At 39.5% G+C, this 12,741-nt stretch carries 11 protein-coding genes; 6 read left to right on the top strand and 5 right to left on the bottom strand.

Going from position 1 to position 12,741, the window contains the following annotated elements; genetic code table 11:
* Positions 1–45 precede the first annotated feature (45 nt).
* Positions 46–861 (bottom strand): Cof-type HAD-IIB family hydrolase, encoded by an 816-nt coding sequence (locus tag IGJ99_RS01960; RefSeq protein WP_023519054.1) that lies wholly within the window; start codon positions 859–861, stop codon positions 46–48.
* A gap of 73 nt (positions 862–934) precedes the next feature.
* Here IGJ99_RS01960 and IGJ99_RS01955 point away from each other — a divergent pair, with 73 nt between their 5' ends.
* The gene (locus IGJ99_RS01955; RefSeq protein WP_438770911.1) at positions 935–1,882 is read left to right on the top strand and encodes a LacI family DNA-binding transcriptional regulator; all 948 of its coding nucleotides are present in this window, start codon (positions 935–937) and stop codon (positions 1,880–1,882) included.
* 266 nt (positions 1,883–2,148) lie between these two features.
* On the opposite strand, the gene IGJ99_RS01950 is transcribed toward IGJ99_RS01955, so the two are convergent.
* The 3 genes from IGJ99_RS01950 to IGJ99_RS01940 form a co-directional block, all read right to left on the bottom strand.
* The gene (locus IGJ99_RS01950) at positions 2,149–2,520 is read right to left on the bottom strand and encodes a DUF7006 family protein (RefSeq protein ID WP_019723867.1); all 372 of its coding nucleotides are present in this window, start codon (positions 2,518–2,520) and stop codon (positions 2,149–2,151) included.
* A 373-nt stretch (positions 2,521–2,893) separates the two neighbouring features.
* Positions 2,894–3,445, bottom strand: coding sequence for a CDP-alcohol phosphatidyltransferase family protein (locus IGJ99_RS01945; protein ID WP_010736407.1), 552 nt, complete (start codon positions 3,443–3,445; stop codon positions 2,894–2,896).
* Positions 3,446–3,568: 123 nt separating this feature from the next.
* Positions 3,569–5,485 (bottom strand): endonuclease MutS2, encoded by a 1,917-nt coding sequence (locus tag IGJ99_RS01940; RefSeq protein WP_438770523.1) that lies wholly within the window; start codon positions 5,483–5,485, stop codon positions 3,569–3,571.
* A gap of 414 nt (positions 5,486–5,899) precedes the next feature.
* Here IGJ99_RS01940 and IGJ99_RS01935 point away from each other — a divergent pair, with 414 nt between their 5' ends.
* The gene (locus IGJ99_RS01935; RefSeq protein ID WP_153829914.1) at positions 5,900–6,277 is read left to right on the top strand and encodes a DUF1093 domain-containing protein; all 378 of its coding nucleotides are present in this window, start codon (positions 5,900–5,902) and stop codon (positions 6,275–6,277) included.
* Between the two features lie 213 nt (positions 6,278–6,490).
* Here IGJ99_RS01935 and IGJ99_RS01930 read toward each other — a convergent pair whose 3' ends face one another.
* Positions 6,491–7,471 (bottom strand): AraC family transcriptional regulator, encoded by a 981-nt coding sequence (locus tag IGJ99_RS01930; RefSeq protein WP_224434482.1) that lies wholly within the window; start codon positions 7,469–7,471, stop codon positions 6,491–6,493.
* Between the two features lie 122 nt (positions 7,472–7,593).
* Between IGJ99_RS01930 and IGJ99_RS01925 the strand changes: the two genes are divergently transcribed.
* The 4 genes from IGJ99_RS01925 (at position 7,594) to rhaD (ending at position 12,731) form a co-directional block, all read left to right on the top strand.
* Positions 7,594–8,772 carry an MFS transporter gene (locus tag IGJ99_RS01925; protein WP_023519049.1) on the top strand — a complete coding sequence of 393 codons (1,179 nt, stop codon included), beginning with the start codon at positions 7,594–7,596 and terminating at the stop codon, positions 8,770–8,772.
* 40 nt (positions 8,773–8,812) lie between these two features.
* On the top strand, positions 8,813–10,261 hold the full coding sequence (rhaB, locus tag IGJ99_RS01920) for a rhamnulokinase (RefSeq protein WP_375152055.1): 1,449 nt from the start codon (positions 8,813–8,815) through the stop codon (positions 10,259–10,261).
* A 15-nt stretch (positions 10,262–10,276) separates the two neighbouring features.
* A complete protein-coding gene (rhaA, locus tag IGJ99_RS01915) occupies positions 10,277–11,533 on the top strand; it encodes an L-rhamnose isomerase (RefSeq protein WP_019722530.1) in 1,257 nt (418 codons plus the stop codon).
* Between the two features lie 373 nt (positions 11,534–11,906).
* A complete protein-coding gene (rhaD, locus tag IGJ99_RS01910; RefSeq protein WP_349520904.1) occupies positions 11,907–12,731 on the top strand; it encodes a rhamnulose-1-phosphate aldolase in 825 nt (274 codons plus the stop codon).
* The last annotated feature ends 10 nt before the right edge of the window (positions 12,732–12,741 follow it).

Here is a 12,741-nt window from a genome sequence, read left to right as displayed (position 1 = left end):
CTTATTTCTTATAGCTCAATGTTTCGGTAATTTACCACCACTAAGTTACGTATATTTCCCTTCTACAATTGCTTGGATCGTATCGAGTACAGCCTCTGTATTATTTGATCCGATAATCGTCGTAGCTGCTTCTTTGATCTTGGGCTGTCCATTTTCCATAGCAAAACTGTGCTTGATCTGTTGGATCATTTCAAAGTCATTCCCGCTATCGCCAAACGTAGCAATCTCATCCTCGTTGATTCCCCATTTTTTGCCTAACAAGCGTAACCCGTTTAGTTTGTGGACACCAGGGATGATCAAATCGATATCTCCATGACCACTAGAGACCGGTATCAATCCCTCTCCTAAAGAATGCTTTAAGGCAGTTAGTTTTTCTGCCACTTCTTGCTCATTGAAGGATAAAGCAAACTTGAAAATCGTTTCTTCTCCCTTAGCTAACGTATACAGGTCTTCTACCTTTTCAAGCTTCGGGTAGTAAAAACTTGCACGTTCAAACAATTCCTTAGAAACCGTATTAGAGAGATAGGCACTCTGTTTCCCACATAAGATCAAGTTCATGGGCGCTAACTCTTCCAATACATCTAATGTCTGAACGATTTTTTCAGGACGTAATTCTGCATTGTACACATGGTCTTCACCAATTAAAATATTTGCCCCATTTTCTGCTACGAATGCTATACTTTTATAAAGATCAGGGAAGAATGAACGCAACTGGAAATATTGATTTCCACTTGCTACAACAAACTTTATTTCTTTTTCCTGTAGTAAGTCAAAAAGTTTCTTAAAGCGTTCTTCATTGTATTTCTTTTGATCATTCAAAAATGTACCATCCATATCTACAGCGATCATTTTGATTGTCATTCCATTACCACCTTTCAGAAAAAGTATACCTACTGGGACGCGTCCCAAGTCAAGAGAAAAGGAGGAAAATCCCATCGTTACGATTCGAGAGATCGCAAAAATGTCAGGAGTATCCAAATCTACCGTTTCCAGAGTGATAAATAATGACCGTTACGTATCCGATGATTTACGAAAAAAAGTCCAATCCGTTATTGAAGAGACGAACTATGTGGTGAACGGCAATGCTGTAAAATTGAGTAAAGGAGAAACCTATACTTTAGGTGTTACCTTGCCTAACAACAGTTCTTGTTATAATCAGTTGGTGGACAGTATCTTGTATCAGGCAAAAAGTAAAGGGTATCAAGTATTATTACTTCCTACTTATTATGAAAAGGAGACGGAGAGTCACTATTACACATTACTAGAGCAAAAAATGATCGACGGTCTTATTCTGACGTCACGAACAAAAATTGATGAACTACTTGAACCTCTTCGCTTCAAAGGAAAAATCGTCTCAACTGAAAAGATGGACAATGACGACCTTACCATGATTTATCCAGATCGAAAAAAAGTGTATGATCAATTGTTTCTTACCCTGCATACCCGTGGTATTTCCAGGGTCATCTTTACTACTAAACGCAGTGCCTCACAAAGCCAGACCACAAAAAACAAATTGACTGCTTATGAAATGTATTTTGGAAAAGCGATTGAAGGAAAAAACTATTTCACTGGTATCGAAACCTATGCAGATGGCTATGCGTTCGCAATAGAGATCACAACTCACGCCTCTATTCCAGAGGTAATCTATGTCAATGGCGATGATACAGCAGTCGGTGTAATTTCAGGAATGAAACAGGCAGGATTCATTCATAAAAAAGATTTCACTGTCATAGGTGAAGGAAATCTACCATATAGTGAGATATTAGCCTTTTCAACTATTGATTTCTCCCCTAAAAAAATCGGCGCCTCCGCAGTAGATTTTCTCTTATCCCAGAGTGACAGGATCGTGCAAGCAGAAGATCCAGTAATTATTTGGCGATAATGTGAAGTAGCTCCTTCAGAAATAAGCGTGAGACCTCAAAAATTCCAAGAGGAATTTTCTGGGTTTCACGCTTATTTCTCAGGGCTGAACACTTAGGTCACAGCTTTTCTGTATATTAAAATCCAATCCATACTAGAATACATGATAATTATCACAAGAATAGGACAAAAGAGATGTTCTACTAAACAAACAGTCGCTGATTATGTGTATTAAAAACTATGTCGAATCTTTTCCCTTGATAGAGAAATAGCTGTAAGATTGACTGGCTATTTTTCACTCAGATAGATCAATCCGCGCGGAATAGGATCTTTCTTCGTTAACCCTATCCGTTCTCTATAAAAAGAAAAGCTATCTCTCTTGATCATTTCAATGATTTTCTCTTCATTCATTTCTAATTTCAACGATTCGATACATTCCGCCATTTCGTAAAGTATCTGTAGCTGTGCATCGATCCCCAACAGCTCTTGTAATTGTTCAAACACAGGTCCGTCCTTTTGAGAGACGACCTCTAAAAAACGATGATGAAGTTCTTTGTAAAAAGAAGCTAAAAGTGGATAGTTGATGGAAAAACAGTTTTCCATAAATTCTCTATAATGTTTTAAGTATTCTTCACTAGATTGAATATTCGATAAATTCATAAATTACCTCTCCTTCTGATGATTGATAGTAAAACCTAAAATATGTACATATGACTGATTGAATCGACCTTATTTTTTGTGAACTACCTGTTTCTCGAATAGATTATAATAAAATCATATAGTCTTCTCTGTGTAATTTCAACTTCACATATTGCCTAACTCCTTGAAATATTTACTCTTGAATCATTGCTACGTCTATGCTTCGGCATATTACCAGCTATTTTTTTGCATTCAGTTGATTTTTTTTATCTTAAACTAAAAAAAATCAATCTCAGCCAGTTTTGACTTCGATTGATTTTCGATAAATTCTTCACTTAAATTGCAACGGTACTCTTCTCATTCGCTGTTACAACAATAAGATACACCAAACTACCTAGCGCTTCAGTAGTTTACGATACTCCAAAGCATATAAAACAAAGGACTGAGCCAAACTGTAGGTAATGATTGCAAATATCACCATGACCCATCCTTCAGGAATCGTTGGGAAAAGCAATAACAGGATCATCCCTACATAAATCACAGCTGTCGCCCATTTACCATACCACTTTGCTCCATCTAATTTGACCTGTTTACGCAAAGCAACGATCCCAGCAATCAGCATAAATGCTTCTTTCACAATAAATAAAGCTAAAACGAGCCAGATATACGGACGTTCCCATGCCATGGAGATGATTAAGACCAATTGGGTCAACTTATCACCGATTGGATCAAGAACTTTTCCAAGTTCTGTGATCTGATTGAATCTTCGGGCGATGTATCCATCTAAAAAGTCTGTGACTCCTGAAAAGAGGATGATCGATCCAGCCAGATAGAAAGCTTGCTTACTCATAAAATACAAATAAAAAGGCAATAAAAGAATTCTTATAATCGATAGTAGATTCGGAATCGTGCGAATTTCTTTTCGCCAATCAGATGCTCCATTCATTACTTAACAACTCCCAAAATGTCATTTCATCTATTTTACCGTACTTTCCACGTGGAACCAATTAATTGTCGGTTTTTTATTGCGAGCTCTTCCAATCCTTCGTATGCCATTGTGAATCTGTTATTATGTTTTTTCGGAGTTTCCATTTCGTGCAGCCTGACGCTGACGGGTTTCTTTTAATAATTTTTTGTGGGCTTTTTTTGAACCTCGTTCAATATCTCGTTCCCATTTTCTCGTTTTAAAATCTGTAAATAGCTGATCGATCTCATAGCCTACAGGATAAAGTTCTTCTGCTCTCATTTTTAAAAGGACACGCTGTCGAAGGACCGTTTCTTTTTGGTTATCGACAAAAATCACGATCGTCTCTTCGCCAGTGTCTTCAAAGACTAATGCTTCTTTTTTGTATTGGGTGGCATATACCCGATCCCCTTTTGAAAATAAAACCTTTTCTTCGTTCTTGACTTCTTGCGTCTTCACTTGTTGTTTGAATAAGCGTTTTTCACTTGAATAGTCTTTCGTAGAAAGATACTGCTGAGCTTGATGGATCAAGTCCTCTGACATTTGCATTTTTTTAGCGATCCACAATGCTTGGCTTTCCCCTGTTTTTCCTACCTGTAATTGAAACTTTGGTTGTAAGGCTTCTCGGTCAAAAGCCATTGCTGCCGGCACAAAATCTTCATGTCGTTCCGCAAACTCTTTAATCTCGCCGTAATGGGTCGTTGCAACCATCAGCGCACCTTTCTCATACATTGCAGACATGATGGCGATTGCTAAAGCTGCCCCCTCCGTTGGTTCTGTTCCACTACCGATCTCATCAAGTAAAACTAGGGTATTTCTACCCACTTTATTCAAAATCTGTGCGATATTTTGCATATGCCCAGAAAAAGTACTCAATGCATTCGCTAAATCTTGTTGATCGCCGACATCGACAAAAACTTCGTCGAATACGGCAAGCTCTGTCCCATCTTTTGCTGGTACTTGCAGACCAAACATTGCCATCAATGTCAGCAATCCGACTGTTTTCAAAACAACTGTTTTCCCACCAGCATTTGCACCTGTGATCACTAATCCACGATATTCTGCACCCAAATCAAAATCTAAGGGCACAGCTTTTTCTGATAACAGTGGATGTCTCGCTTGTTTCAGATGGATGCGTTCTGATTTATTGATGATAGGTGTGATGCCATTGATCTCTCTACTGTATTTCCCACGTGCGAAAATAATATCGAAAACGGTGACCGTTTCGATGATTTGATCGATTGCCTGTTCATTTTCAGCTAATGCGCCAGTCAAGCTAGCTAGAATTTGATATTCTTCAGCAATTTCCTCTGCTTTCAATAATTGATGTTGTGCGCTTGCTTTAGCGACTGCTGTTGGTTCGATGAATACCGTCGTACCTTTATTCGACTGTTCAATGATCGTTCCGGCTACTTTATTTTTATAACTCGCTTTGATTGGGATCGTTGCGTGTTCCCCTTTTTGAACGATCATCGCTTCTTGGATCATTTCTTTATTCCCAGGATGACGCAAGAATTTTAGCAAACGATCTTGGATTTCTTTTTCTACCGTTTGGATCTGTTTGCGTACTTTACGTAGATTTTTTGATGCTTCATCTGCGACTTGCTGGTTCTTGATTTGTTCATAAACTAAGTCCTCTACTGATTGAAGATCCGGTAGATTTTTACTGTACGCATACAGTAATGGCGTTTGATATTGGTTTTTTTCAAAGAAGCGAGTGATCATTCGACTGCTTCTCAAAAAATCGGCGTATTCAATCAATTCAGCGGGGGTTAAGATCAAGCCTTTTTTCACTTGGTCAGTTAATGCCACAATTCGTGTCAGCCCCATAAAGGGCACGTGCTGGCTACTTTCTAAAATCGTACGGGCTTCTTTTGTTTCTGTTTGTCTTGTTTCTACGGTCTGAAGATTTGTCGGGATTGACATTTCTGCCAGACGTTCTTTCGTGTGATCTCCGATGGCTCGAGCAATCACTTCTTTTCTGATTTGTTCAAATTGTAATTGTTTGATTGTATGATTCATATTCTCTCCTTTTCTTGAAGAGATACCTGTCCCCAAAATAAATAAAGACCTAAAATAGAATAAAAGGGCAGGACACAGCTAAAATAAGACATGTCCTCCCCTTGATTTGATTACAAGAAATGTTTCAGACAGGTACCATCTATAAGCACACCAAATAAGCCTACTGCTTTATTGGTTATTCAACTTACTCGATTAGATACCTACTACACTCATCAAAATACCTCGTTCATCTAGGTTTTATTTATTTTTCTTTTTTACTATAGCAAGCGGTTGCCAGAATGTCAAACAGATACTGAACGAGTCTGAATGGTATTATTTTAATAATATTTCAAAATTGTCACGTTTTTCGATTTTCAAACACTGTATCAATCGGCGATAATTGGATATATCAAGAAACATAAAAGGATGGATATGATGAAAAAATTGATTGGAGCAATTGCTCTCTTATTGTTATTGTTTGGTGGCTACAAAGGTTATCAATATTATGATCAGACCTACAATAGCCAAGTTGCCTACGCAAAAGTACCGGAAAAGGTTCCACCTTTGACAGATGCACGAAATGATAGCGGAGAAAAAATGTGGGATTGGAAAGCGTATGACTATGAATTATCCTTTGTTACTAAGGATGGCAAAACGATCAAATTACCTTATACGATCGCCTCAGAAAATCCAACACCGTTAGAACCTAATAGTTATGTCAAAGCAGAGGTCAGCCAAAAACGAGTAACCTCTGGACCAACGACAATCAATGAAAATCAAGTACCAAATAATGTTCTAACTGCTTTGAATTAACAAAAAACAACTGCGATCTGAGGTCGGGACAGAAGTGTTCAGCCTCGAGAAATAAGGCGCCATCCACGAAAATTGTTTTTCAAATTTTTGTGGATGGCGCCTTATTTTTCGAAGAGGTTACTTCTGTTCCCGCCGTTTATTCGGTTATAGGTGGGGGGAGAACTAATGTCTCACTCCCTTCGCAGTTGTTTTTTTTATGTATCGCCCACGTCCTCAACGTTGTTTGCGAATGGCGATTGGCGTATCCCCAAAATATTCTCGATATTTTTTGTAAAAATGTGTCTTATTGGAAAAACCTACATTGGCCGCAATCTCCTCAATCGAGAAGCGGGTAGCTAAAATTAGATCCTGTGCTTCATGTAAGCGTTGGTTCGTAATCAATTGTTTGAAGGATTTCCCAGTCTGTTGTTTGATCAAATTAGACAGATAATTTGGATTATACCCTAACTCATCTGCCAATGTTTTTAGGTTCAATGTTCGATAGTCACTTTCGATCCGTTGCAGAATTTTGATCATTAAGTTGCTTTGTCCATCTTTTTTGTATATTTTTGCTAATTGGGAGTGATAGACTCTAGAAAGCTGTAAAAATAACACTTGTGAAAAAGCATTCATGATTTCATTTCCTAGATGTTTTTTTGAAAAATATTCGAGGATCATTTGATCCAAGGTGACTTGGATCTCTGGTTCTTTTGATAAGTGTAACAAAAGATGGGTCTCATTATAGCCAGGTTCTAAAATGGCGTTCATTAAAAAATTATAGGTCAATCCCCCACTGCGATGATCGATTTTTTTCAGAAGATTGATATTGATATCATTCGTTTTGAATAAGAAATTCAGCAAAATATCATGTTCACCCAAAGGCATCAGTTCATGGCGACTATTTGTATCTAAAAGTAATAATTGTCCTTCTTTCAAAGTGATTGGCAGACCGTTGACGATCTGTTCTGAAGTACCGCAATACATATAATTGAATTCTAAAAAATGGTGGGAATGTAGTGGATAATGAGCGAAGCGTCGATGTTGGCGAATCAAAATATTATTTTCTTGAAAAAGATGGTGATCGTCTAATTTGAATTGCTGGTCTTGTTCGTCTAAGTTTTCTCCTTCAAATTCCTTGATCCATTGCCCCGTCTTTCGCTGTTCTAACTCTTCGGGTGTATACGGCAGAAAGATCTTTTGTACAAACGGATTCATCGTTTTACTCCCCCTTGATATGTAAATTTGACACCAATATAGTAACATACTGACATTGTTGTGAAAAGGGTTACAAGATATGATGAGTGCAACAAATACATCTTCATCTGGAGGAACAAGCTATGAGAAAGACTTGGTTGATGAAACTGTCGCTGTTATCCATTTCCTTAGTTTTAACGTCAAATACTGCTATCGCATCCGCTTTACCGATGATGTTAGGCTACTTCAATGATCAATCGGCTTCATCCGTCGAACTACTGATGACCATTCCTCAACTAACTGTTGTGATTTTTATTGCTTTGAGTAGTTTGATTGCCAAAGCCATCGGACAGAAACAAACTGTCTTACTTGGGTTGTTGCTTGCTGGAGTTGCTGGCGTGTTACCTGTCTTCACTGCCAACTTCTATTTATTGATGATCTCCCGCGCAGCATTAGGTGCGGGCTTTGGTCTCTTCAACTCGTTGGCAGTCAGTATGATCAGCGAATTTTTTGAAGGCGAAGAAGCTGCCACCTTGATTGGCTTCCAATCCGCCTTTCAAGGTTTAGGAGCTGCAGTCATGACCTTCACTGCCGGACGTCTCCTCACTTTTGGCTGGCAAAAAGCATTCTTAGTTTACTTGATCACCATTCCGATCATTTTCTTATTTATGGCTTTCGTCCCTGAACCGCCAAAGAAAAAACAAAACTCCACCTTTAAAAAAGAAACAGCACAAAAAGGAACACTCCGTCCGACTACTCTCATGTATGGCATTTTGATCTTCTTTCTCTGTATTTTCTACATGATCGTTGTCGTTAAGCTTTCGACCTTCATCGTGACTGAAAATCTAGGAACAGAATCAGATGCCGGAACGCTTCTTTCTTTTATGCAGATTGCTAACATGGTTGCTGGTTTCTTATTCGGGTTGATTTACAAAGGATTGAAACGATGGACGTTGCCTATTTCTTTTTTCATCATGGCAGCAAGCTTATTCCTCATCTTGACAGCCAATCATTTATTTATGATCGGTGTTGGGGCTGCACTGAACGGTATCGCCTTTGCTCTGTTCGTTCCTTACATCTTCAATGATGCTACTCGTTCAGTTCCGCAAGTAGCAAAAGCAAGCACCACTTCCTTTATTCTCGTTCTAGCAAATATCGGTAACTTTGTTTCACCCTATGGACATCGACTTTTAGAAAGATTCGGTATCGGTTCTGATGCTTTACAAAATATTTTTATCAATGGCTGCATTTTGATGACCGTTTTAGGTATTCTTTTTCTTCTCCTTACTTTTAAAAAGAAGCCACTCCCAAATGAAGTCTAGTTTTCATTGATTCAAGTAAAAACAAATTGGAGGAATTTTGATGAATTATCTTGCTATCGATATTGGCGCTTCAAGTGGTCGTTTGATCCATGCCAATCTTAATGAATTAGGCCGTTTTGACTTACAGGAAGTCCATCGCTTCAAAAATGGATTTGAAAAAATCGATGGTGTCGCAAAGTGGCCGCTCACACATCTAGTCACTGAAATCTTAAAAGGTTTGGAAAAAGCCAAGCAACAAGGTATCGCAGAATGTTATGTCGGCATCGATACTTGGGGTGTCGATTATGGCTTGCTTGATGTTGATGGTCATTTGATCGACGCCCCGACGAGCTATCGTGATGAGCGAACGAAAGAAGCCATCCCACAATTTGAACAAAACATGCCACTAGATGAACTTTACCAAAAAACAGGTATCCAAATGCAACCATTCAACACGGTGTTTCAATTACTTGTTGAAGAAAAAGAAACGTTAATAAATGCCCATCGTTTGTTATTGATGCCTGATCTACTCGGTTACCTCTTCACTGGAGAAGCAGTCACCGAAAAGACTAATGCGTCTACTATGCAGCTTCTGAACTTAGAAACTCGGAAATGGGACTCAGATATTTTAGCTGTTCTAGGCATCGACGCTTCGCTTTTCCCACGAATCACCGAGCCTGGACAGATTCTAGGCGAATTACAAACTGCCCAATTTCCGACCTATGATCTGCCAAAAGCGACCTTTATCACGATTGCTTCTCACGACACTGCTTCAGCAGTTGTCGGCACACCCGCGACTGGCAAAGATTGGGCATACATCAGTTCAGGCACTTGGTCGTTGATGGGTGTAGAGATTCCTGAAGGCATTTCAACAAAAGAAGCATTTGAAGCTAACTTTACAAATGAATGGGGTGTGCAAGGAACCATTCGCTTCTTAAAAAATATCATGGGTATGTGGTTGATCCAAGAAGTTGCTCGTTTGCAAGATGGTGCCTATAGTTTTGCTGAATTGGCAGAACTGGCAGAACAGGAAGCGCCTTTCCAACAATTGATCAATGTCAACGACCCACGTTTCTTGAATCCCCAAAATATGATTCAAGAATTACAAGATTATTGTAAAGAAACAAACCAATCTATCCCTCAAACCCCTAGTCAGCTGGCTCGCTGTATCTATGACAATTTAGCTCTATGCTACGCTGTCGAACTAGAGAACTTAGCACGGATCACCGGAATAGAATTTCATCATTTACACATCGTCGGTGGAGGTTCAAATAATACCTTCCTTAATCAGCTGACAGCCGATATTTGCAATATCGAAGTCGAAGCAGGACCAGATGAAGCGACCGCTATTGGCAATCTAATGGTCCAAATGATTGCAACGAACGGCTACGGTACGTTGCAACTGGCGCGTGAAGCGATCAGAGATTCTGTTTCATTAGCCACTTTTCACCCTCGACATACCGAGGAAATGACACAAGCACTTGCTAGATATAAAGAATTTTTAATATAAAAGGAGAGATTCAATATGATGAATGTCAAAGAACGTTATGAAGAAGCCAAAGCAAAATATGCGAGTATCGGTGTCGATACTGAGGAGGTCTTGCAGAAACTCGCAGAAGTGAAGATTTCGATGCACTGTTGGCAAGGCGATGATGTCAAAGGTTTCTTGACACCAGATGGAGAATTAACAGGTGGCATCATGGCTACAGGAAACTATCCTGGAGCCGCACATACGCCGGACCAATTACGCCAAGATTTAGAAAAAGCTTTCTCATTGATTCCTGGGAATCATAAGTTGAATTTACATGCCATGTATCTAGATACAGACGAACCGGTCGATTTAAATGAGATCGAACCAAAACATTTCGAGAAATGGGTCGCATGGGCAAAAGAACAAGGCATCGGTCTTGATTTCAACCCAACCTTCTTCTCTCACCCAATGATGAAAGATGGCTTGACACTTGCTCATCCAGACAAAGAAGTACGGGATTACTGGATCGAACATGGGAAACGTGCTCGTAAAATCGCCGAGTATATGGGAAAAGAAATCGGACAAACATGTATCGATAATTTTTGGATGCCTGATGGAATGAAAGACAATCCAATCGACCGCCTATCTCCACGCCAACGGTTGATGGAATCTTTAGATGAGATTTTCTCAGAAGAACTCAACGAAGAATATACACAAGATGCCGTAGAATCCAAACTATTTGGACTTGGTGCCGAAGCTTACACAGTAGGTTCACACGAATTTTATATGGGCTATGGATTGACACGTAACAAATTGATCTGCCTAGACGCAGGACACTTCCATCCAACTGAAGTCATCTCCAATAAACTTTCGTCTTTAGCCTTATTCTCAAAAGGGATCATGCTCCACGTCTCTCGTCCTGTGCGTTGGGATTCAGACCATGTTGTGATCATGGATGATGAATTACAAGAAATCGGCAAAGAATTAGTCCGCAATCATTTACTTGAAAAAACAGCGATCGGACTCGATTTCTTTGACGCAACCATCAACCGGATCGCCGCATGGGCAATCGGCACAAGAAATACGCAAAAGGCATTGTTAAAAGCCATGCTTGAACCAATCGAAGAATTAAAAGAAGCCGAACTAAACTTCGACTTCACCAAACGCTTAGCCTTCACTGAAGAATTAAAAGACTTCCCATACGCCGACGTTTGGAATTACTTCTGTGAAATCAACAACGTCCCAGTAGGCATGGACTGGTACCAAGAAGTCCTACAATACGAAAAAGACGTACAAAGTAAGAGGTTGTGAGAAAGCCGTTTAGCTCCGAGTATTAAGACGGAAATCGAGAAAATAGTTCCTCATATTTTTTCGATTTTTGACTTAATATTGAAGGAGCTGGCTTTCGAACACCGTTTATCACAGGTTGTGAAAGAAGCGTTCTGGCCTGAGCAGTAAGATAGAAAATCGAAAATGGCTGGTTCATTTTTGATTTTTCTGGCTTATGACCGAAGTGTTGCTTCATGAACACTAACTATCAAGTTGTAAAAAAAGCCCTTCACCTATCAACAGAAGCCTTCGAGAATCCGTCTAACTGATTTTGAGGTTCTTTCTGTTGATTTACAAAATAACCACATACTACATGTTCTTTCTATTCATCAGAAAAAGAAAAGAGGTCTCACTCGTGAAAAAATCAGCGATGCTCACTGCTCCATTTGTACAAGAGATGATTCAAGCAACAACCAATATGTACCGCCTAGGATGGGATGAACGTAATGGTGGGAATATCACCTACTTATTAGAAGAAGCACAAGTCTTACCTTTTATCGATCCTACGAAAGTTTTACGAACACTGCCGTTGCCATTTGATGCCCAACAATTAGCCGGAAGGTATTTCTTAGTGACAGGGTCTGGAAAATATTTTAAAAATGTACAGGCAGAGCCAGAAGAAAATCTTGGATTGATCCGTGTGACCGGAGATGGTCATGCGATCGACATTTTATGGGGATTAAGCCCTGATGCTGTTCCGACTTCTGAGTTACCAAGTCATTTCATGAGCCATATCGCTCGATTAAGTGTCGATCCAGATAACCGCATCGTCATGCATTGTCACGCAACACACTTGTTAGCCATGACTTTTAGCCATCCACTTTCTGAACGCGAATTGACTCGTACATTATGGCAAATGTGTACAGAGTGCTTAGTTGTCTTCCCAGAAGGCATCTCGGTCATTCCATGGTTAGTTCCCGGTTCGAATGAAATCGGCGAAGCAACTGCTGCAAAAATGAAAGAAACCCGTTTAGTCGTTTGGCCACAACATGGAATCTATGGTTCTGGAAAAGATATGGATGAAACATTTGGTTTGATCGAAACAGCTGAAAAAGCTGCCCAAGTCTATACGATCGTCATGTCCCAAGGTGGCATCAAACAAACGTTAGAAGATGACAATTTGAAATTACTGGCTGATGCGTTTAGGGTTGTCCCACGTGCTGGCTATTTGAACGATTAACAATCGTGAG

The sequence above is a fragment of the Enterococcus sp. AZ095b genome (assembly GCF_051714725.1).
Classification (GTDB): Bacteria; Bacillota; Bacilli; order Lactobacillales; family Enterococcaceae; genus Enterococcus_B; species Enterococcus_B pernyi.
This window is presented reverse-complemented; position numbering and strand designations above follow the sequence as displayed.

What these genes read in the sequence shown, in the direction of transcription:
- rhaA (WP_019722530.1), top strand. Translation starts at nt 10,277, where the DNA reads ATGATGAATGTCAAAGAACGTTATGAAGAAGCCAAAGCAAAATATGCG.
- IGJ99_RS01925 (WP_023519049.1), top strand. Translation starts at nt 7,594, where the DNA reads ATGAGAAAGACTTGGTTGATGAAACTGTCGCTGTTATCCATTTCCTTA.
- IGJ99_RS01960 (WP_023519054.1), bottom strand. Translation starts at nt 861, where the DNA reads ATGACAATCAAAATGATCGCTGTAGATATGGATGGTACATTTTTGAAT.
- IGJ99_RS01950 (WP_019723867.1), bottom strand. Translation starts at nt 2,520, where the DNA reads ATGAATTTATCGAATATTCAATCTAGTGAAGAATACTTAAAACATTAT.
- IGJ99_RS01945 (WP_010736407.1), bottom strand. Translation starts at nt 3,445, where the DNA reads ATGAATGGAGCATCTGATTGGCGAAAAGAAATTCGCACGATTCCGAAT.
- IGJ99_RS01940 (WP_438770523.1), bottom strand. Translation starts at nt 5,485, where the DNA reads ATGAATCATACAATCAAACAATTACAATTTGAACAAATCAGAAAAGAA.
- IGJ99_RS01930 (WP_224434482.1), bottom strand. Translation starts at nt 7,471, where the DNA reads ATGAATCCGTTTGTACAAAAGATCTTTCTGCCGTATACACCCGAAGAG.
- IGJ99_RS01935 (WP_153829914.1), top strand. Translation starts at nt 5,900, where the DNA reads ATGAAAAAATTGATTGGAGCAATTGCTCTCTTATTGTTATTGTTTGGT.
- rhaB (WP_375152055.1), top strand. Translation starts at nt 8,813, where the DNA reads ATGAATTATCTTGCTATCGATATTGGCGCTTCAAGTGGTCGTTTGATC.